Source organism: Micromonospora sp. WMMA1949 (assembly GCF_027460145.1).
Classification (GTDB): domain Bacteria; phylum Actinomycetota; class Actinomycetes; order Mycobacteriales; family Micromonosporaceae; genus Micromonospora.
The window spans coordinates 1,859,960-1,880,065 of record NZ_JAPZBG010000001.1; the positions used below are offsets into that span (position 1 = coordinate 1,859,960).

General features: G+C 72.9%; 19 protein-coding genes. 11 read left to right on the forward strand and 8 right to left on the reverse strand.

Going from position 1 to position 20,106, the window contains the following annotated elements; all coding sequences use genetic code 11:
- Window positions 1–63 precede the first annotated feature (63 nt).
- Complete coding sequence (locus tag O7607_RS08475; RefSeq protein ID WP_269702231.1) at window positions 64–1,815, forward strand: acetyl/propionyl/methylcrotonyl-CoA carboxylase subunit alpha; 1,752 nt, start codon at window positions 64–66, stop codon at window positions 1,813–1,815.
- 125 nt (window positions 1,816–1,940) lie between these two features.
- Window positions 1,941–3,380, forward strand: coding sequence for a GuaB1 family IMP dehydrogenase-related protein (locus O7607_RS08480; RefSeq protein ID WP_269702232.1), 1,440 nt, complete (start codon window positions 1,941–1,943; stop codon window positions 3,378–3,380).
- Window positions 3,381–3,393: 13 nt separating this feature from the next.
- On the opposite strand, the gene O7607_RS08485 is transcribed toward O7607_RS08480, so the two are convergent.
- Entirely contained in the window at window positions 3,394–3,933 is a 540-nt protein-coding gene (locus O7607_RS08485; protein ID WP_269702233.1) for a TetR/AcrR family transcriptional regulator, read from the reverse strand.
- A gap of 88 nt (window positions 3,934–4,021) precedes the next feature.
- Here O7607_RS08485 and O7607_RS08490 point away from each other — a divergent pair, with 88 nt between their 5' ends.
- The gene (locus O7607_RS08490; protein WP_269702235.1) at window positions 4,022–4,465 is read left to right on the forward strand and encodes a DoxX family protein; all 444 of its coding nucleotides are present in this window, start codon (window positions 4,022–4,024) and stop codon (window positions 4,463–4,465) included.
- Between the two features lie 34 nt (window positions 4,466–4,499).
- On the opposite strand, the gene O7607_RS08495 is transcribed toward O7607_RS08490, so the two are convergent.
- Window positions 4,500–6,122 carry a DHA2 family efflux MFS transporter permease subunit gene (locus O7607_RS08495; protein ID WP_269702237.1) on the reverse strand — a complete coding sequence of 541 codons (1,623 nt, stop codon included), beginning with the start codon at window positions 6,120–6,122 and terminating at the stop codon, window positions 4,500–4,502.
- Between the two features lie 53 nt (window positions 6,123–6,175).
- On the opposite strand from O7607_RS08495, the gene O7607_RS08500 reads away from it, so the two are divergent.
- The 4 genes from O7607_RS08500 to O7607_RS08515 all read left to right on the forward strand — a co-directional run bounded on the left by O7607_RS08500 (window position 6,176) and on the right by O7607_RS08515 (window position 11,058).
- On the forward strand, window positions 6,176–6,691 hold the full coding sequence (locus O7607_RS08500; RefSeq protein WP_269702238.1) for a MarR family winged helix-turn-helix transcriptional regulator: 516 nt from the start codon (window positions 6,176–6,178) through the stop codon (window positions 6,689–6,691).
- 61 nt (window positions 6,692–6,752) lie between these two features.
- On the forward strand, window positions 6,753–7,274 hold the full coding sequence (locus O7607_RS08505; RefSeq protein ID WP_269702240.1) for a MarR family winged helix-turn-helix transcriptional regulator: 522 nt from the start codon (window positions 6,753–6,755) through the stop codon (window positions 7,272–7,274).
- Entirely contained in the window at window positions 7,268–9,001 is a 1,734-nt protein-coding gene (locus O7607_RS08510) for an ABC transporter ATP-binding protein (RefSeq protein WP_269702242.1), read from the forward strand. The genes O7607_RS08505 and O7607_RS08510 overlap by 7 nt, the downstream gene beginning before the upstream one ends.
- Before the next feature lie 101 nt (window positions 9,002–9,102).
- Window positions 9,103–11,058, forward strand: a complete 1,956-nt coding sequence (locus O7607_RS08515) for an ABC transporter ATP-binding protein (RefSeq protein WP_442929521.1) — start codon at window positions 9,103–9,105, stop codon at window positions 11,056–11,058.
- A gap of 70 nt (window positions 11,059–11,128) precedes the next feature.
- On the opposite strand, the gene thrS is transcribed toward O7607_RS08515, so the two are convergent.
- Window positions 11,129–12,343, reverse strand: coding sequence for a threonine--tRNA ligase (thrS, locus tag O7607_RS08520; RefSeq protein ID WP_269702244.1), 1,215 nt, complete (start codon window positions 12,341–12,343; stop codon window positions 11,129–11,131).
- Between the two features lie 496 nt (window positions 12,344–12,839).
- Here thrS and O7607_RS08525 point away from each other — a divergent pair, with 496 nt between their 5' ends.
- From O7607_RS08525 to O7607_RS08535, 3 genes are all read left to right on the forward strand, one after another.
- Complete coding sequence (locus tag O7607_RS08525; RefSeq protein WP_269702246.1) at window positions 12,840–13,463, forward strand: DedA family protein; 624 nt, start codon at window positions 12,840–12,842, stop codon at window positions 13,461–13,463.
- 19 nt (window positions 13,464–13,482) lie between these two features.
- On the forward strand, window positions 13,483–13,815 hold the full coding sequence (locus O7607_RS08530; RefSeq protein ID WP_269702248.1) for a helix-turn-helix domain-containing protein: 333 nt from the start codon (window positions 13,483–13,485) through the stop codon (window positions 13,813–13,815).
- A 122-nt stretch (window positions 13,816–13,937) separates the two neighbouring features.
- Complete coding sequence (locus O7607_RS08535) at window positions 13,938–14,564, forward strand: DUF998 domain-containing protein (protein WP_269702250.1); 627 nt, start codon at window positions 13,938–13,940, stop codon at window positions 14,562–14,564.
- A 22-nt stretch (window positions 14,565–14,586) separates the two neighbouring features.
- On the opposite strand, the gene O7607_RS08540 is transcribed toward O7607_RS08535, so the two are convergent.
- Entirely contained in the window at window positions 14,587–15,990 is a 1,404-nt protein-coding gene (locus O7607_RS08540) for an NAD(P)H-quinone dehydrogenase (RefSeq protein WP_269702251.1), read from the reverse strand.
- A 174-nt stretch (window positions 15,991–16,164) separates the two neighbouring features.
- Here O7607_RS08540 and O7607_RS08545 point away from each other — a divergent pair, with 174 nt between their 5' ends.
- On the forward strand, window positions 16,165–16,620 hold the full coding sequence (locus tag O7607_RS08545) for a gamma-glutamylcyclotransferase (protein ID WP_194798618.1): 456 nt from the start codon (window positions 16,165–16,167) through the stop codon (window positions 16,618–16,620).
- 75 nt (window positions 16,621–16,695) lie between these two features.
- Here O7607_RS08545 and O7607_RS08550 read toward each other — a convergent pair whose 3' ends face one another.
- Genes O7607_RS08550 through O7607_RS08565 form a run of 4 tightly spaced genes read right to left on the reverse strand, consistent with a single transcriptional unit; the run spans window position 16,696 to window position 20,043 of the window.
- Window positions 16,696–17,658: a GNAT family N-acetyltransferase gene (locus O7607_RS08550; RefSeq protein WP_269702252.1), complete on the reverse strand. Its 963-nt coding sequence runs from the start codon at window positions 17,656–17,658 to the stop codon at window positions 16,696–16,698.
- A 42-nt stretch (window positions 17,659–17,700) separates the two neighbouring features.
- On the reverse strand, window positions 17,701–18,441 hold the full coding sequence (locus O7607_RS08555) for an SCO6745 family protein (RefSeq protein ID WP_194798620.1): 741 nt from the start codon (window positions 18,439–18,441) through the stop codon (window positions 17,701–17,703).
- 43 nt (window positions 18,442–18,484) lie between these two features.
- Window positions 18,485–19,411 carry a hypothetical protein gene (locus O7607_RS08560; protein WP_269702254.1) on the reverse strand — a complete coding sequence of 309 codons (927 nt, stop codon included), beginning with the start codon at window positions 19,409–19,411 and terminating at the stop codon, window positions 18,485–18,487.
- 2 nt (window positions 19,412–19,413) lie between these two features.
- Window positions 19,414–20,043 (reverse strand): MBL fold metallo-hydrolase, encoded by a 630-nt coding sequence (locus O7607_RS08565; RefSeq protein ID WP_269702256.1) that lies wholly within the window; start codon window positions 20,041–20,043, stop codon window positions 19,414–19,416.
- Between the last annotated feature and the right edge of the window lie 63 nt (window positions 20,044–20,106).

A 20,106-nucleotide genomic window follows, 5' to 3' on the forward strand; every position in this document is an offset into this window, starting at 1 on the left:
TCGTTAGGCCTCGCAGCTCGGCCGCTAAACTCCCGGCAACGACCTCCCGGGAGGAGCCCCAAGGTGCGCAAGGTTCTCATCGCCAACCGCGGCGAGATCGCCGTCCGCGTCATCCGCGCCTGCCGCGACGCCGGGCTGGCCAGCGTCGCCGTCTACGCGGACTCCGATCGGGACGCCCTGCACGCCACGCTCGCCGACGAGGCGTACGCGCTCGGCGGCGACACCGCCGCCGACAGCTACCTGCGCATCGACAAGCTGATCGACGTGGCGGCCCGCTCCGGCGCGGACGCGGTGCACCCCGGCTACGGCTTCCTCTCCGAGAACGCCGACTTCGCCCAGGCCGTCCTCGACGCCGGGCTGACCTGGATCGGCCCCACCCCGCAGGCGATCCGCGACCTCGGCGACAAGGTGACCGCCCGGCACATCGCGCAGCGGGCCGGCGCGCCGCTGGTGCCCGGCACTCCGGACCCGGTCGCCAACGCCGACGAGGTGATGGCGTTCGCCGTCGACCACGGCCTGCCGGTCGCCATCAAGGCCGCCTTCGGCGGTGGCGGGCGTGGCCTGAAGGTCGCCCGCACGATGGAGGAGATCCCGCACCTGTTCGAGTCGGCCACCCGCGAGGCGGTCGCCGCCTTCGGCCGGGGCGAGTGCTTCGTCGAGCGCTACCTGGACAAGCCGCGCCACGTCGAGGCGCAGGTGCTGGCCGACCAGCACGGCAACGTGATCGTGGTGGGCACCCGGGACTGCTCGCTGCAGCGCCGCCACCAGAAGCTGGTCGAGGAGGCGCCCGCGCCGTTCCTCACCGACGCCCAGCGCGTCCAGATCCACGACAGCGCCAAGGCCATCTGCCGGGAGGCCGGCTACCACGGTGCCGGCACCGTGGAATACCTGGTCGGCGCGGACGGCACGATCTCGTTCCTGGAGGTGAACACCCGGCTCCAGGTCGAGCACCCGGTCACCGAGGAGACCTCCGGCATCGACCTGGTACGCGAGCAGTTCCGCATCGCCGACGGGGAGAAGCTGCGCTTCACCGAGGACCCGGCGCCGCGCGGGCACGCCATCGAGTTCCGGATCAACGGCGAGGACCCGGGCCGCAACTTCCTGCCCGCCCCGGGCACCGTCACCGCGCTGCGCCTGCCGTCGGGGCCGGGCGTCCGGGTCGACACCGGCATCTCGGCCGGCGACGTGATCGGTGGCAACTTCGACTCGCTGCTCGCCAAGGTGATCATCGTCGGTGAGACGCGCGCAGAGGCGCTGGAGCGGGCCCGCCGGGCGCTCGACGAGATGGTGGTCGAGGGCATGGCCACCGCGCTGCCCTTCCACCGCCTGGTGATCCGCGACGAGGCGTTCACCGCCGAGCCGTTCACCGTGCACACCCGGTGGATCGAGACCGAGTGGGACAACACCGTCCCGGCCTTCACCGCCACCGCCGGCACCGCCGACGAACCGGCCGAGCGCGAGACCGTCGTGGTCGAGGTGGGCGGCAAGCGGCTGGAGGTCGTCCTCCCCGCCGGGCTCGGCGCGGGTACGGCGGCAGCCGCGCCCGCCGCGAAGAAGCCGACCCGCCGGGGTGGCGGGGGCAAGGCGGGCGCCGCGGTCAGCGGTGACACGCTCACCTCCCCGATGCAGGGCACGATCGTCAAGATCGCCGTGGCGGACGGTGACGAGGTGGCCGAGGGCGACCTGGTCGTGGTGCTGGAGGCGATGAAGATGGAGCAGCCGCTGCACGCGCACAAGGCCGGCAAGGTGAGCGGGCTCGCCGCGGAGGTGGGCGCGGTGATCACGTCCGGCGCCGCGATCTGCACCATCGCCTGAGGTGTAAGGAAGGGCCCCTTCTTAACGCGTGCGGCAGAGAAGGGGCCCCCTCTTAACAGCGCGGGGCCGGGTGGTCTGAGCCACCACCGAGGGCGGGAGCGCCGCCGGGCGGGAATGATGGCCGGGTGCGGTTCCTTCACGGCGCGGTCCCCGCGCACGACCTGACCTACAACGACGTCTTCATGGCGCCCAACCGTTCCGAGGTGGGCTCCCGGCTCGACGTCGACCTGGCCACCACCGACGGGACCGGCACCACCATCCCGTTGGTGGTGGCGAACATGACAGCCGTCGCCGGGCGGCGGATGGCCGAGACGGTGGCGCGGCGCGGCGCGGTGGCGGTGATCCCGCAGGACATCCCGATCGAGGTCGTCGCCGACGTGGTCGGCTGGGTCAAGCAGCGGCACCTGGTGCACGACACGGCGATCACGCTCGGGCCGACCGACACCGTCGGCGACGCCATCCACCTGTTGCCGAAGCGGTCGCACGGCGCGGTGGTGGTGGTCGACGCGGACGGCCGGCCGATGGGCGTGGTGACCGAGGCGGACACCGTCGGGGTGGACCGCTTCGCCCAGCTCCGGCACGTGATGTCGACCGAGCTGCACACCGTGCCTGCGGACGCGGACCCGCGTACCGGATTCGACCGGCTGTCGGCGGGCCGCCGGCGGCTCGCGCCGGTGGTGGACGGCGACGGCCGCCTGGTCGGGGTGCTGACCCGGCAGGGCGCGCTGCGCGCCACGCTCTACAGCCCGGCCGTGGACGACCGGGGACGGCTGCGGATCGCGGCCGCCGTGGGCATCAACGGCGACGTCACCGGCAAGGCCGCCGCGCTGCTGGAGGCCGGTGTGGACACGCTCGTCGTGGACACCGCGCACGGGCATCAGGAGCGGATGCTCCAGGCGCTGCGGGCGGTCCGCCGGCTGGACCCGCCGGTGCCGGTGGCGGCCGGGAACGTGGTGACGGCAGACGGCGTACGCGACCTGGTCGACGCGGGCGCGGACATCGTGAAGGTGGGCGTCGGACCGGGTGCGATGTGCACCACCCGGATGATGACGGGCGTGGGTCGTCCGCAGTTCTCCGCGGTGCTCGACTGCGCGGCGGCGGCCCGTTCGCTGGGGCGGCACGTCTGGGCCGACGGCGGCGTACGCCACCCGCGCGACGTGGCGCTGGCGCTGGCCGCGGGCGCGTCGAACGTGATGATCGGCTCCTGGTTCGCCGGCACCTACGAGTCGCCCGGCGACCTCTACACCGACGCCGACGGGCGGCGCTACAAGGAGAGCTTCGGCATGGCGTCGTCGCGCGCGGTGAGCGCCCGTACGGCCGAGGACAGCGCGTTCGACAGGGCCCGGAAGGCGATCTTCGAGGAGGGCATCTCCTCGGCCCGGATGTATCTGGACCCGAACCGGCCCGGCGTCGAGGACCTGATCGACGAGATCATCTCGGGCGTGCGCAGCGCGTTCACGTACGCGGGGGCGCGCAGCCTGGAGGAGTTCCACGAGCGGGCGCTCGTCGGCGTGCAGAGCGCCGCCGGCTACACCGAGGGGATGCCGCTGCCGACGAGCTGGTGACGCCCTGCCGGGCTCAGCCGAACAACCGCCTGATCACGGTGCGGGCGGCGGCCTCCGGGTCGTCGCCCACCCGTGGCGGCAGCGCGCCGGAGAGCCAGAGCGTGGCGAAGCCGTGCACGATCGACCAGGCGGCCAGCGCGTCGGCGTCCGGCTCCCGCCCGGTGTGCCGGGCCACGCCGCCGCGCAGCAGCTCCCCGGACCGGGCGCGGGCGGCGATCAGCTCCGGGTCGTCGGCCCGGTAGAGCTCGGGCCGGAACATGACGTCGAAGTGCGCCCGGTGCCGCACCGCGAACCCGACGTAGGCCACGCCGGTGTCGAGCAGGTCGTCCCCGGCCTCCCGCAACGCGTCGGTCAGCAGGTCGAAGCCCTGGACGGCGAGCGCGGTGAGCAGCCCGGCCTTGTCGCCGAAGTGGTGCGCGGGCGCGGCGTGCGAGACCCCGGCCCGGCGCGCCAGTTCACGCAGGCTCAGCGCGGCCGGCCCGGACTCGGCGATCGCCTCGGCCGCGGTGCTCAGCAGGACGCGACGAAGGTCGCCGTGGTGGTACGAGGCCATGCCGTCACCCTAACTTGTCATTGACAAGATGGCATCCGCCGACGCAATCTTGTCATCGACAAGATGGCTGGAACCGGAGGGATCGACCATGGCACCCCTGATCGCACTTCTCGCCGGCACCGCGCTGGCCCGGATCGCCGGCCTGCTCGGCGTGGACGCCCTGGACGGGTGGCACCCCGCCCTGCGGGTCGGGCTGGCGCTGATGTTCGTGCTGACCGGCGTGGCCCACTTCGCGTCCCGGCGGGCCGACCTGATCGCCATGGTCCCGCCGTCGCTGCCCCGGCCCGGCCTGCTGGTCACCGTCACCGGCGTGCTGGAACTCGCCGGCGCGCTCGCCCTGCTGGTCCCGGCCACCGCGCGCTGGGCGGCAGCCGGGCTGGCCCTGCTGATGCTCGCCATGTTCCCGGCGAACGTGTCGGCCGCGCGGCGACGCCTCACGCTCGCCGGGCGCCCGGTGACGCCGCTCGGTGTCCGTACCGTGCTGCAGGTCGTCTTCGTGGGCGCGGCGCTGGCGGTGGCCCTCGGCGGATGAGCCCGGCGGGCCGGGCGGGGTGGCCCGGCGCGGCTCAGGCCCGGGCCGGCTCCGTCTCGGCGGGCGGGGAGTCGCCGGTCTCCTCGTGACGAACGGTCGGCAGGCGCAGGCAGGCGACCAGGCCGACCAGCAGGAATCCGGCTCCGGCGAAGGCCGCGTACCGGGTGGCCTCGGAGAACGCCGCCTTCGCCTCCTCGGCGATCGGCGCGGTACGCGGGTCCGCCTCCAGCCCGCCGATCGCCGCGCCGGCGCTCTCCTTGACCGCGCTCACCACCTGGTCCCGCTGATCGGGGGTGAGTCCGGGCTGGTCGGCCAGCCGGTCGCCGAGGATCCCGCCGAGGCCGGCGAAGAGCACGGTGCCGAGCACCGCGATGCCGAGCGCGGAGCCGACCTGCCGGGCGGTGCTCTGCAGGCCCGAGCCCTGGCCGCTGCGGCGTACCGGCACCTGCGACAGGGAGACGCCGGTGAGCTGGGCGGTGGCCAGGCCGACGCCGACGCCGTACACGAACAGGAAGCCCAGTGGCGCCCACCAGCTGGTGTCCGGTGCGACCACGAGCCCGAGCCCGGCCACGCCGACCAGTTCGGCGGCGACGCCGAGCTGGACCACCCGGGCCGCGCCCCAGCGCTGGGTCAGCGGCGCGCCGATGCCGCTGGCCAGGAAGCTGCCGACGGCCAGCGGCAGCAGCGCCAGGCCGGTCCGGAAGGCGCTGTAGCCGAGCACGTTCTGGAACCACAGGGGCAGCGCGAACAGCAGGCCGAACTCGCCCAGGCTGACGATCGCGGCGGCCAGGATGCCGTTGCGGAACGAGCCGATGCCGAACAGCGACAGGTCGAGCAGGGCCGGACGGCCGGCCCGGTTGCGGCGTACCTGCTGGGCCAGGAAGATCCCGAGCGCGACGAGGCCGACCAGCGCGGCCACCGGCACCGGCGAGATCGACGCGGTCCAGTCCAGCCCGAACAGGCTGAACGGCCGTTCCCGCTCCCACCAGCCGTAGGTGCGGCCCTCGATCAGCGCGAAGACCACGCCGGTCATGCCGATCACCGAGAGCAGCGCGCCGAGCAGGTCGAGGCCGCGCTCGGCGTGCTCGTCGCGGGACTCCGCCACGAGTACGAGCGTCCCCACGATCACGGCCAGGCTGACCGGGACGTTGATGCCGAAGGCCCACCGCCAGGAGTACGTGGTGGTGAGCCAGCCGCCGAGCAGCGGGCCGAGTGCCGCCGCGCCACCGATGGTGGAGCCCCAGACGGCGAACGCGATGCCCTTCTCCCGGCCGGTGAAGTTGGCGTTGAGCAGGGACAGCGAGGTGGGCAGCATCATCGCCCCGCCGACGCCCTGGAGCACCCGGGAGGCGATCAGCGTCTCGCCGGAGCCGGCGAGCGCCGCGAGCACGCTGGCGACCACGAACACGGTGACGCCGACGAGGAACATCCGCCGCCGCCCGGACCGGTCGGCGAAGCGGCCGGCGACCAGCAGCAACGCGGCGAAGACCAGGGTGTACGCCTCCTGCACCCACTGCGCGTCGGTGGAGGTGATGTCGAGATCCCGGATGATCTGCGGCACCGCGACGTTCACGATCGTCGCGTCCACGATGATCATCGCTACGCCGAGGCTGAGGGCCAGCAGCCCGAACCAGCGTCCGCGTCCGTCGCCGCGCATCTCGCCTCCCTTTAGCTAGATTTTCTAGCTACCCGAGATGCTAGCTTTATCCCATGGAGGGGGTGCCGTCAACCGCAGAGCCCACGCCGGGTCCACCACCGAGCAGCGAGGCTTCCCGCGCGCTGCGCGACGTACTGCGGATCGCCGGTGACACCCGGGCCGCGCTGGCCCGCCGCCTGGGCCTCAACGCGACCGACGCCGCGGCCATCGACCATCTGGTCTCCAGCCCCGAGCCGCTGGGCCCGGTGGAGCTGGGCAACCGGCTCGGCATCCGGTCCGCCTCGGCGACCACTCTCGTGGACCGGCTCGTGCAGGCCGGTCACGTCGCCCGGACCCCGCACCCGCACGACCGGCGGCGACTCTGCCTCCAGGTGACCGAGAGCGCCGTCGGCGAGGTGCTGGAGGCGCTGCGCCCGATGCTCGTCGGCGTCGACCGGGCGGTCGCCCGGCTCACGCCCGAGCAGACCGAGGCCACCACCGCGTTCCTGCGCGAGGTCACCGAGGTGATGCGGGAGTACGTCGCCACCGCCCCGGACGAGCCGTCCCGGGCGCGCGCCGACCGCGGCTGAGGAGATTCTCAGAATTAGTTTGGGCCCTGATGATTCGGGAGCTAATCTGACGCTCGTGAACATGGGCCCGCTCGTCCGCTTCCCCGATGCCTTGCACCACGCGCCACTCGGCCGGCTGATCTCGATCGCCGGGCACGTCGTCGAGCAGCACTGGGGGCGTTACCTCGCCGAACACCACGGGCTCACGTCCGCCGGCATGCGGGTCCTGATGATCCTCCTCCGAGCCGGCGACGTGAGCCACCGGGAAATGGCGGAGCTGTGCTTCGTCCGGCCCGCCACACTCACCGGCATCGTCGACACCCTCGAACGCGACGGCTTCGTCAGCCGCCGTCGCGCGCCGGAGGACCGGCGCACGGTCCGGCTCACCCTGACCGACAAGGGCGGCGAGCACGCCCGCGCCATCATCGACATGATCCACAGCGACCGGCCGTTGACGTCGGTCGACGCCGACCCGGCCAACCGGGCGGTGATCCGCGAGTTCCTGATCGAAATCATCACCGGCATGTCCGACGGGGACCTCCGTCGGTTGAACCGGGACAGCGAGTCCGACACCGAGCCGCCAACGGGGAGCCATCCGTGTTGATCCGCCTGCTCCGCTCACATCTGCGCCCGTACCGACGATGGCTGGCCGCCGTGGTGGCCTTCCAGTTCGTCGGCACCATCGCCTCGCTCTACCTGCCGAGCCTGAACGCCGACATCATCGACCGGGGCGTCGCCGTCGGCGACACCGACCAGATCCTGCGTACGGGCGGGTGGATGCTGGTGGTCAGCCTGCTCCAGATCGCCTGTTCGATCGCCGCCGTCTACTTCGGCGCGAAGACCGCGATGGCGTTCGGCCGCGACGTGCGCGGCTCGATCTTCCGGCGGGTCAACAGCTTCTCCGCCCGCGAGGTCGCCCGGTTCGGAGCGCCGTCCCTGATCACCCGTAACACCAACGACGTCCAGCAGGTGCAGATGCTGGTGCTGCTGAGCTGCACCATGCTGGTGGCCGCACCGATCATGAGCGTCGGTGGCGTGGTGATGGCGCTGCGCGAGGACGTCGGCCTGTCCTGGCTGATGCTGGTCTGCGTACCGGTGCTCGCCGTCGCGCTGGGCCTGATCATCCGCCGGATGGTGCCGGGCTTCCGGCTCATGCAGACCCGTATCGACACCGTCAACCGGGTGCTGCGCGAGCAGATCACCGGCATCCGGGTGGTCCGGGCGTTCGTCCGCGAGCCGTACGAGACCGACCGGTTCCGGGCCGCGAACACCGACCTGACCACCACCGCGCTGCGGATCGGGCGGCTCCAGGCGCTGATCTTCCCGATCGTGATGCTGGTCCTGAACGTCTCCAGCGTCGCGGTGCTCTGGTTCGGCGCGGCACGGGTCGACTCCGGTCAGATCCAGGTCGGCGCGCTCACCGCGTTCCTGCAGTACCTGATGCAGATCCTGATGGCCGTCATGATGGCCACCTTCATGCTGATGATGGTGCCCCGGGCCGCGGTCTGCGCCGAGCGCATCGAGGAGGTGCTGGACACCGACTCGTCGGTGGTGCCGTCGCCCGACCCGGTCACCGAGGTCACCGGCCGGGGCGAACTGGAACTGCGCGGCGCCGGATTCCAGTACCCGGGCGCGAGCGCACCGGTCCTGCACGACATCTCGTTCCGGGCCGAGCCGGGCCGGACCACGGCGATCATCGGTTCCACCGGTGCCGGCAAGACCACGCTGCTGACGCTCATCCCCCGGCTGGTCGACCCGACCGCCGGCGCCGTCCTGGTGGACGGCGTGGACGTGCGGGACCTGGCCCCGGACGAGCTGTGGCGGCGGATCGGACTGGTGCCCCAGCGGCCCTACCTGTTCACCGGCACGGTCGCGAGCAACCTGCGTTACGGCAACCCGGACGCCACCGACGCCGACCTGTGGGCCGCGCTGGAGATCGCCCAGGCGCGCGACTTCGTCGCGGAGATGCCGGGCGGACTGGAGGCGCCGATCGCGCAGGGCGGCACGAACGTCTCCGGCGGCCAGCGGCAACGCCTCGCCATCGCCCGCGCGCTCGTCCGCAAACCGGAGATCTATCTCTTCGACGACTCCTTCTCCGCGCTCGACCTCGGCACGGACGCCCGGCTGCGGGCCGCCCTCAAGCCGGTCACCGCGGACGCGGCGGTGGTGATCGTGGCCCAGCGGGTCTCCACGATCGTCGACGCCGACCAGATCATCGTGCTCGAGGACGGGGGTGTCGTCGGGATGGGACGACATGAGGAACTGCTGGAGAGCTGCCCCACGTACGCCGAGATCGTCGCGTCGCAGCAGACGGCGGAGGTGGCCGCGTGAGCGCGAGGAGCGGGTCGGTACCGCAGCAGAAGAACGAACCGTCGCGACTACCCCCGGCCGGACGCCGGCCCGGCGGTGGCCCGCCGCACATGAGCATGGGCATGCCGGCCGAGAAGGCGATGAACTTCGGGCCGTCGGCACGGCGGCTGCTGGCGCGGCTGCGGCCGTACCGACTCCAGCTCACCGGCGTGCTCGCGCTGGCCCTGGCCAGCGTCGGGCTCAGCGTCATCGGGCCGAAGGTGCTCGGCCACGCCACCGACATCATCTTCAGCGGGGTGATCGGGCGGCAGCTGCCGCCCGGCACCACCACCGAGGCGGCGGCGGAGGCGGCCCGCGCCGAGGGCAACGGCAACTTCGCCGACATGCTGGCCCGGATGGACGTGATCCCGGGCACCGGCATCGACTTCGACGCGCTGGGCCGGGTGCTGGCGTTCGCCGTCGTGCTCTACGTCGGCGCGAGCATGCTCCAGTGGGCGCAGGGCTGGGTGCTCAACGGCGTGGTGCAGCGCACCGTGCTGACGCTGCGCGCCGACGTGGAGGACAAGCTCAACCGGCTGCCGCTGCCCTACTTCGACAAGCAGCCCCGCGGTGAGCTGCTGAGCCGGGTCACGAACGACATCGACAACGTGTCGCAGACGCTCCAGCAGACGCTGAGCCAGTTACTCACGTCGCTGCTCACCGTCGTCGGCGTACTCGGAATGATGTTCTGGATCTCGCCGTTGCTGGCGGTCGTCGCGCTCGTCGCGGTGCCGATGTCGGTGGTGGTCACCAGCCTGATCGCCAAGCGGTCGCAGGGCAAGTTCATCGCCCAGTGGAAGCACACCGGCGAGCTGAACGGCCAGATCGAGGAGGCGTACACCGGGCACGAGCTGGTCAAGGTCTTCGGCCGGCAGAAGGAGGTCGAGGCCGCCTTCCACGCCAAGAACGAGGAGCTGTTCCGGGCCGGCTTCGGCGCGCAGTTCGTCTCCGGGCTGATCATGCCGGCGATGTTCTTCATCGGGAACCTCAGCTACGTCGCGATCGCCGTGGTCGGCGGCCTGCGGGTGGCGTCGGGCTCGATGAGCCTCGGTGACGTGCAGGCGTTCATCCAGTACTCGAGGCAGTTCACCCAGCCGCTCACCCAGGTCGCGTCGATGGCCAACCTGTTGCAGTCCGGGGTGGCCTCGGCCGAGCGGGTCTTCGCGGTGCTCGACGCCGACGAGCAGAGCCCGGACCCGGCCCAGCCGGCCCGGGTCGCCGACCCGCACGGGCGCGTCGAGTTCGAGCACGTCTCCTTCCGGTACGACCCGGAGAAGCCGCTCATCGACGACCTGTCGCTGGTCGCCGAGCCGGGTCACACGGTCGCCATCGTCGGTCCCACCGGCGCCGGCAAGACCACGCTGGTCAACCTGGTCATGCGGTTCTACGAGCTGGACGGCGGGCGGATCACGCTGGACGGGGTGGACATCTCCACGATGCGCCGCGACGACCTGCGCGGCCGGATCGGCATGGTGCTCCAGGACACCTGGCTGTTCGGCGGCACCATCCGGGACAACATCGCCTACGGCCGGCCGGACGCCACCGAGGAGGAGATCCTCGCCGCCGCCCGGGCGACGTTCGTGGACCGGTTCGTCCGCAGCCTGCCGGACGGCTACGACACGGTGATCGACGAGGAGGGCAGCAACGTCAGCGCCGGCGAGAAGCAGCTCATCACCATCGCCCGGGCGTTCCTGGCCGAGCCGTCGCTGCTGATCCTGGACGAGGCGACCAGCTCGGTGGACACCCGCACCGAGGTGCTGCTCCAACGCGCCATGGCGGCGCTGCGGTCGGACCGGACGAGCTTCGTCATCGCGCACCGGCTCTCCACGATCCGCGACGCCGACCTGATCCTGATGATGGAGCAGGGCCGGATCGTCGAGCAGGGCACCCATGACCAGCTCGTCGCCGCCGGTGGCGCGTACGCCCGCCTCTACCGGGCGCAGTTCAGCGGCGCGGTCATCTCCGACGAGGTGCCGGCACCCGCCCCGGCCGGCCCGCCGGGAATGCGGGCCGGCGCCGGCACGCCGGTCGGGAACTGACGTGGACCCGGCCACAGGTCCGGCACCGGTCCCCGTCCGGGCGCCTCACCGGCACCCGGACGGGCCGGGGTCAGGCCGGGAGCAGCTCCGCCGACCGGCTCGCGACCACCGCGCCGATCAGGCCCAGCGCCTGCGCGGCGGGCATCGGGTCGAGCACCCGGCCGTCGCGCAGGCGCAGCGAGACCGAACCGTCGGCCGCCTCCCGGGGGCCCAGAACCCCGGTGTACGGGACGCGGCTGCGGGACGCGTCCCGGATCCGGGCACCCAGCGAACCGGCGTGGTCGACCTCGGCCCGCAGCCCGGCCGCCTCGGCCCGGCGGGCCAGCACGACGGTCGCCTCGGCCTGCGCCGCGTCGACCGGGAGCAGCAGCAACTGCACCGGGGCGTACCAGGCGGGGAACGCGCCCTCGTGCACCTCGATCAGGTACGCGAACAGCCGCTCCATGCTGCCGACGAGGCTGCGGTGCACCATCACCGGCCGTTTCCGGCGGCCGTCCGAGTCGGTGTACGACAGGTCGAACCGCTCCGGCTTGTCGAAGTCGAGCTGGACGGTGGAGATGGTCGACTCCCGGCCGGCCGCGTCCACGATCTGAATGTCGATCTTCGGGCCGTAGAACGCGGCCTCGCCGGGCGCCTCGACGACGTCCACCCCGTCGAGCGCGGCGCGGAGCAGTTCCTCGGCGCGTGCCCAGCCGGCGTCGTCGCCCACGTACCGCTGGTCCTGCCCGCGCAGCGACAAGCGGAACCCGGCGGGACGGACGCCGAGCGCGGCGTGCGCCTCGCCGATCAGCCGCAGGATCTCGCGGACCTCGTCGCCGACCTGCCCCAGCGCGCAGAAGTTGTGCGCGTCGTTGAGCGAGATGGCGCGCACCCGGGACAGCCCGCCCAGCACCCCGGAACGCTCCGCCCGGTACATGCCGCCCAACTCGGCGACCCGCAGCGGCAGCTCCCGGTAGGAGCGGCCGCGGGCGCGGAACACCAGCGCGTGGTGCGGGCAGAGCGCCGGGCGCAGCACGAACTCGTCGTCGGCACTCAGCCGCATCGGCGGGAACATGTCGTCGGCGAAGTAGCCCAGGTGCCCGGACAGCTCGAACAGTTCCCGCTTGCCCAGCGGCGGCGAGTAGACGTGCTGGTAACCGGCCCGGCGCTCCAGCTCCCGGACGTACTCCTCGACGGCGTGCCGGGCGGCGGCGCCGGCCGGCAGCCAGATCGGCAGCCCGGCGCCCGCGAGCGGGTCGGAGACGAACAGCTCCAGGTCCCGGCCGAGCCTACGGTGGTCGATCATGTCGCTCTCCTTGATCGGGTACGACCCGGAGGCGAGCAGGCCCGGTACGCCGCGAGGCCCCGGAGCGGATCGCCCCGGGGCCTCGTCGACGGAAACGTCAGTGCGGCACGCCGGGAACACCCGGCGTCGTGGTCACTACCGCGCTGCGCATGCCACGACGGTAGGCGCGCGGATATCGACGGCGCATCCGAGTTTCGGAGAGAGGGTGCGGGTCGCCGACACGGGACCTGTCGGCGACCCGCCGCGGCCAGGGCATCGGGAACGGGGGACCCGACGGCTCCGGTGCCGCGTCCCGTCAACGGTACGCCGCGATCCGTCGATCCGCCGCCCCGCCCCGGGGCCCCGCCCACCCGTCACCTCCGGCCGGGTCGGCTCGTTGCACACCTGCGGCCCGTCGGTGTCGCCTGTCACCGCCAGGCGGGGCCGGTGGTGGTGACGCCCGACACGGCGTCAGGCTCGATCCGGTCGAACGGAGAACTCCGGCGAGGTGGCGGTCGTGGCCGAACTCATCTCTGACGTCGCGTCGCCCATGTGGGCGTACGCGCTGCTGCTGATCCTGCTGATCGCCGACGCCTTCGTCCCGGTGGTGCCGACCCAGCTCGTCATGATCACCAGCGGGGCGCTGACCGTGTACGGCGGACTCAGCCTGCCGCTCACCATCGCGGTCGGCGCCGCCGGCGTGTTCATCGGGGATCTGGCCTGCTATCTGATCGGCCGCACCACGCCGACCCGCCGCCCGGCCCGCGCGACGACACCCGGACGGGCACGCCGGGCCGTCACCCGGGTCACTCGCGGGCTGCGCGAACCGGGGCCGCTAGTGATCCTGCTCTGCCGCTTCGTGCCCGGCGGCCGGATGGCGGCCTGCTTCTCGGCCGGGCGCAGCCGCTACCCGTACCGCCTCTTCCTGCCCTACGAGGCGGCGGCGGCTCTCGCCTGGTCCAGCTACGGGGCGCTGGTCGGTCATCTGGGCGGTACGGCGCTGACCCACTCGGCGTGGCGGCTGCTGCTGATCGGCGGGGTGGCCGCGGCCGGGTTCGCGCTGGCCGGGTGGGCGATGACCTGGATCAGCAGCACCCGGCAGACCCGCGCCGAGGCCACCGCCGACTCGACCGGCAGCTGAACTTGAAGGAAGAACAGCCATGAGTGGTGGGGCGAACTGGCGCGACGTCAAGGCGAAAGCCCGAAGTATCGATCCCTCGTGGGACGACAGCGAGCGTGTGGCCAGGCGGGGACAGTTGCGAGAGCAGATGCTGGCTTCGGTCAGCGGCGCGCAGCTGGCGGAGATCCGCAAGCAGCTGGGCATGACCCAGGCCCAGCTGGCGGAAGCGGCCGGCTTGTCTCAGGCACGGATCAGCCAGATCGAGAACGGCGAGAGTGTCAACCTGGACATCCTGCGCGCCTACGTCACCGGGCTGGGCGGACACCTCGATGTGGTCGCTCGAATCGGGAACATCCGCCTCGACGTGGCCTGACGCGTTCTCGGGGGTCCGGTAGGGGACGACCCGGGTAGCGAAGTGGGTGGTGGTCCCGGATCCGTCTGGGGCGGTTCCGGCGACAGGCTGGCCGTATGCCTGGAACGCGGAGAAGTGGCCTGTTGGCACTCGGCGGGATCGTCCTGGCGGCGGTGCTCGCGACGGTCGGTCATCTTGAGGTGAACGACGATCTGGATCCCTGGTCGCTGACCGTCAGCGACTTCGCCGTCTCCGATCGGGGCGGCGTCATCGACACGGCGATGGCGGTGCTCGCGGCGGCCAGTCTCGTGTTGCTGCCGGCGCTACGCCGGGCCGGTGCGGGCCGGGTGCCGATCGCTTTGCTGACCGCCTGGTCGGCCGGGTTGCTGGCCGCCGCAGTGGTGCCCACGAACGAGCCGGGTACGCCGATGGACACCGCCGCGTACGTGCACCGGTACGCCTCGGTGCTGTCGTTCCTGGCGCTGCCGGTGGCCGGCTGGCTGCTCGCCCGGCACCCGGTCGCCGGGGCGGCCGCCTGGCTGCGCGGCCTGACCGCAGCCAGCGTGGTGCTCGCGGCCACGATGATCTGGTCCGCCTACCCGGGTGACCGAGCCCTGCTGGGCCTGATCGAGCGCGCGCTCATCCTGACCGAGACGGCCCTCCTGGCCACCCTGGCCCTGCACCTCACCCTGACCAAAGTCGTCGATCATGCAGTTGTGACCCCGCACAGACCGGGCATTCCGGTCGGATCGGGGGCCGCAACTCCATGATCGACGAGCAGAAGGTGGCGCGCTACTCCAGCTCGTGGAGCATGAGCTGGCGGGCGGCCTCGGTGATGGAGCCGGACAGGCTCGGGTAGATGGTGATGGTGTGGGCCAGCTCGTTGACGGTGAGGTTGTTCTCCACCGCCATCGTGATCGGCAGGATCAGCTCGCTGGCCTTCGGCGCCACCACCACGCCGCCGATCACCTGGCCGCTCGCCGGCCGGCAGAACAGCTTGACGAATCCGTCGGCCAGGTCGTCCATCTTCGCCCGGGCGTTGCCGGACAGCGGCAGCATCACCTGGCGGGCCGGGGTCTTGCCGGCGTCCACCTCGTCCTGGGAGACGCCGACGGTGGCCAGCTCCGGGTCGGTGAAGACGTTCGCCGCGACCGTACGCAGCCGTAGCGGCCGGACCGCCTCGCCCAGCGCGTGCCACATCGCGATGCGGCCCTGCATGGCCGCGACGCTCGCCAGCGGGAGCACGCCGGTGCAGTCACCCGCCGCGTAGATGCCCGGCACGTTGGTACGGGAGACCCGGTCGACAGTCACGTAACCGCCCCGGGCCAGCTCCACGCCGTACTCGGCCAGGCCCAGGTCGGCGGTGTTCGGGATCGAGCCGACAGCGATCAGCGCGTGCGAGCCGGTGACCTGGCGCCCGTCGGAGAGCACCACCTCGACCCCGTCGCCGACGCGGCGGACCGCCTCGGCGCGGGAGTTGTTCAGGATGCTCATGCCCCGGTTGCGGAACACCCGCTCGATCGCCGACGCGGCGTCGGCGTCCTCGTGCGGCATGACCCGGTCGCGGCTGGACACCAGCGTGACCTTGACGCCCATGGCGAGGTACGCGCTGGCGAACTCGGCGCCGGTCACGCCGGAGCCGACCACGATCAGGTGCTCGGGCAGCTCGGGCAGGTCGTACACCTGGCGCCAGGTCAGGATGCGCTCGCCGTCCGGTACGGCGGTGGGCAACTGGCGGGGGGTCGCGCCGGTCGCGACGAGCACCGTCGACGCGGCGATGGAGTATTCGGCGCCGCCGCCGGCCGGGGTGACGATCACCCGGTGGGTGTGGCCGAGCGTGTCCTCACCGAGCCGGGCGGTGCCGGCGACGAACTCGACACCGGCCTTTACGAGCTTGGTGTGGATGTCGGCGGACTGCGCCAGCGCGAGCCGCTTGACCCGCTCGTGCACCGCGCGGGCGTCGACAGTGACCGCCTCCAGGCCGTCGGAGTGCACGCCGAACTCCTCGGTGTCCCGGTAACCGGTGACCACCTCGGAGCTGGCGATGAACGTCTTGGAGGGCACACAGTCGGAGAGCACGCAGGCGCCACCGGCCCCTTCCGCCTCGACGACGGTGACCTCGGCGTCCAACTGCGCGGCGACCAGAGCCGCCTCGTACCCGGCCGGTCCGCCGCCGATGATCACGATCTGGCTCACCGAGCCATCCCTTCGTTCGCGACTGCGGGGCTCCGCTCCGCTGCACTCCTCGCGCTCACGGAGCCATCCCTTCGTCGAAGCTCACAGTGCTCACAGTGACTTTCTTCTCCCCGTCCCGTCCGACACGCACTGTCGTATTCTCCCCCACCCGCCAGCCGGGCTATCGTCGTCGCCGTGGGTCTCTACGCTGCTTACGGCTCGAACCTGGATCCCGCCCGCATGCGCGCCTACTGCCCGCATTCGCCGATGGTGGGCACCGGCTGGCTCGAGGGCTGGCGGCTCACCTTCGCCGGCGAGGACGTCATCGGCTGGGAGGGCTCGGTCAGCACCGTGGTCGAGTCCCCGGGTGACCGGGTGTTCGTGGCGCTCTACGACATCCACCCGTACGACGCGGCGCAGCTCGACGAGATCGAGGGCGTGACCGCCGGGACGTACCGCAAGCTGACCGTCCGCGTCTCGACGCTCGACGGTGACGTGACCGCGTGGGTCTACGTGTTCGACGGGTACGAGGGCGGGCTGCCCACCGCGTGGTACCTCTCGGAGCTCGCGAACGCCGCGGAGAAGGCGGGCGCGCCGGACGACTACGTCACCGAGCTGCGGTCCCGCCCCACCGGCACCGCGTCCGCGTAGCGCGTCTCCCACACCGAACAGTGTGCTCCGGACAGCGTTCCGGCCGCTCGGCGACCCCGGTAGGCGGGTGCCGGGTCACACCCGCGAGGCGGGCACGCTCCGCTCGTACATGTCGGTCCAGCGCTCCTCCACCAGCCCGACGGAGCGGTAGAGCGTGACCGGCGCGGTCGGGTTGGCCAGGTCGACGCCGAGCCCGGCGCCGGTCCGGCCCTTCGCCGCGTAGATCGCGAAGGCCCGGCGCAGCAGCGCCGCACCCACCCCGCGGCGCCGGTACGCGGGCAGCACCGACAGCGTCCGCACCCACCCCAGGTCCTGGTCGAGCGCCTGGTCGGAGGACTGGAGCGCACCGGCCGGCTCGCCGTCGACCTCGGCCAGCAGCCACTCGTCCCAGACCTTGCCGTACGACGGCAGCAGGTCCCGCCACCGCTCGAAGTCGAGCGGGTCGTGATCGGGGGTGTCCCGGAACGCGGTGTCGTAGATCCGGTGGAACAGCCGCAGGTCGTTCTCGTCGTCGGCGCGCAGCGGCCGCACCGTCACGCCGGGCGGGGGCGTCGGCTCGGCGGGCAGGTCGGCGAACGTGCGGCTCATCCGGATGTAGCGCTTGATCCGGGTGAACCCGGCCTCGGCCAGCTCACCGGCCCAGCGGGTCTCCGGCGCGTACACCCCGGTGCGCGCGGTCAGCGCGGGCAGGCCGCGCTCGGCGGCCCGCTCGGCGACCCGTTCCAGCAGCCGCGCCAGCAGCGGCGCGCGCAGGTCGGCGCCGCGGTCGGGGTCGACGAGGACATCCACCCACTCCCGGCCCACGCCGCTCGGGTTGGCCAGGATCGACCACGCCACCGCCGTCCCGTCCGGGTCGGTGACCAGCCAGGAGTCCCGGGCCGGGTCGACGAACGGCGCGGTCAGCGCGGACCGCACGTCCTCGTCGTCGAAGTCGGGGTAGCCCACGGCGAACGTGTCGGAGGCGTGCACCACCGCCAGGATCGCGGGTACGTCGTCGAGGGTCGGGCGGCGGGCCGACCAGCCGGCGGGGAGCGTCACGGGCCAGATCGTGGCAGCCGGACCGGCCGGATCGCCTCCCATTTATCCGCCGCGGGCGCGCTGCCGCGCGGCGCCGAGCAGACCCAGCAGCTCGGCGCCCTCGGCCGCGCTCAACGCGCGGAACGCCGCCGACGCCAGCCGGTCGGTCACCGCCTCGGCCCACAGCCGGCGCCGCACCAGCGGCCCGACCGGCGGGTACGGGGGCACCCAGCCGCACGCCGCGGCGCCCGCCTCGCCCTCCGGACCGGCCAGCACCGCCTCCAGCGGCGTCAGCCCGGCGGCGCGCACCGCCAGCAGGTACGCCCCGGCGAAGTGCTCGCGCAGCAGCAGCATGCCGACAGCCGCCCGCGCACCGGGCGAGGGATCGGGTACCGGCATGGCCCGCCAGGCGGCGAACAGCGGCATGCCGCTGCCGTCCGCCGCGTCGACAGCGCGGCCCAGCAGCGCGGCGAGCCGGGACGACTCGGCGCCGTCGCCCAGCCGGGCGGTGCCCCACCGGCAGCACTCGGCCAGGTTGGCGGCGGCCACCTCCAGCGGCGGGACGGTCCGAGCGGCGGCGTCCCAGCCGTCCGTGACCGCCTCGGGTGCGATGAAGCCGAGCGCGGCGGCGACCGTCTCGGCGCGGACGTCACCGAGCGCACCGGCCCGCCCGGTGATGTAGAAGGCCCAGCCGGAGATGCCCAGCAGCCGCGCCCGGCGCAGCGTCGACGGGCAGCGGGCGAACGCCTCCCCGAGTTCCAGCACCAGCGGTTTGCAGGCGGCGGCGAGTTGTTCCGGGGTCATCGGCCGCCCGTCGCCGTGACTCCACCGTAGCCATTCATCACGCTCAGTCTGCCGGGTGGTCACCGGTGTCGGCATCCCCCTCTTCGGCGTCGAGCGCCTCCAACACGGCCTCGACCTCACCGGCCCGGCGCCGGGCGGCGGTGACCGCCCGTTCCGCGCCTCGGCGGGCCAGCCGGGCCCGGCTCAGTTCCTGCTCCGCCACGGCCCGGCGGCGCTCCAACTCGGCCAGTTCGGTCTCGATCCGGTCCAGCGTCGCGGCGCCGTCCCGCTCGGCCGCGTCGGCCGTCGCCAGCTCCTTCTCCGCCCGGTCCAGGTCCGCGCGGGCCCGGGTCAGCTCCCGGGTCGCGGTCCGCCGCCGCCCGGCCCGTTCGGCCCGCGCCGCCCGCTCGTCGCGGGCCCGGCGCGCGTCGGCCCGCTCGGCCGCCCGATCCGGTACGACGGGCGGCTCCTCGCCCCCTGTCACGAGCCGCAGCTGGGGGCGGGGCACCTCGCCGAACCCGGCGTAGTGACTGGCCCGCAGCAGGCGTCCGGCGCGCACCTGTTCGGCCACCTCGGTGTCCGACAGTGCGGCGTTGAGTGTCGCCTCCACCTCGCCCAGCGGCAGCTTCCCGGCCGGGGGCGCGGCGGGTTCGGCGGCGGCGAGCCGACGTACCTCAGCCACCAGCGCGCCCACGACGGCGCGCCGCTGCGCGGAGAGTTCCCGCAGCGTGCCGCCGCGCAGGTCGCGTTGCGCGGCACGCAGCGACTCGGCGAGCTGAGTGAGGTCGGCGACCAGCTCGGGCCGGCGGATCGCCAGCAGGTTGACCAGCCAGGCCGCCACCGTGGGCCGGCGCAGCCTGCCGATCTCCCGGGCGGTACGCGGGTCGCCGGACTGCCGCGCCTGCGCGACGGCGGCGTCCCGGGCCGCGACGAACCGGTCCGGCGGCGTGGCGTAGAGCTGCCGGATCACCTCCGCGGGCACCTCGGCCATGCTCAGGCGTCGATCCGGGTGCCCGGCTCCAGACGGCGGTAGTCGGTGTTGGACATCGCCGTGTACTGCCGGTCCAGCACGCCGAAGCCGTTGTCGTTGAGCAGCCCGTCGTGCAGCGCGTACGCCCGGCGCGGCGCGACCGCCCGGATGAAGTCGAGCACCTCGGAGAACTTCGACCAGGGCGCGTGAATCGGGGCGAACAGCGTGTCCACCTGCACGTCGTCGGGCACGAGCAACGCGTCGCCCGGGTGGTAGACCACGTCGGCGAACAGGTAGCCGATGTTCTGGATCACCGGGATGTCCGGGTGGATGACCGCGTGCTGCCCGCCGTACGCCCGCACCGGCACCCCGGCGACGGTGAACGACTGTCCGGGCTCGACCGTCACCAGCGCCTCGGCGGCGTCGCCGAGCACGCCGGCCAGCGAGGCGGGGCCGTGCACGGGCACCGGCCGCCGTTCCAGCGCCCGGGTCAGCGTGGCGACGTCCACATGGTCCGGATGTTCGTGGGTGATCAGCACCGCGTCCGCCCCGTCCAGCGCCGCCGGATCGCTGAAGACACCGGGGTCGACGACGAGCACCGCACCGTCGTGCTCCAGCCGGAGGCAGGAGTGCGTGTACTTGGTCACCTGCATCGTGACTCCTCGAATACCGAATCGTGATGTCCTGAGCGCAGTCTGCCGGAACCGGCGCGACCA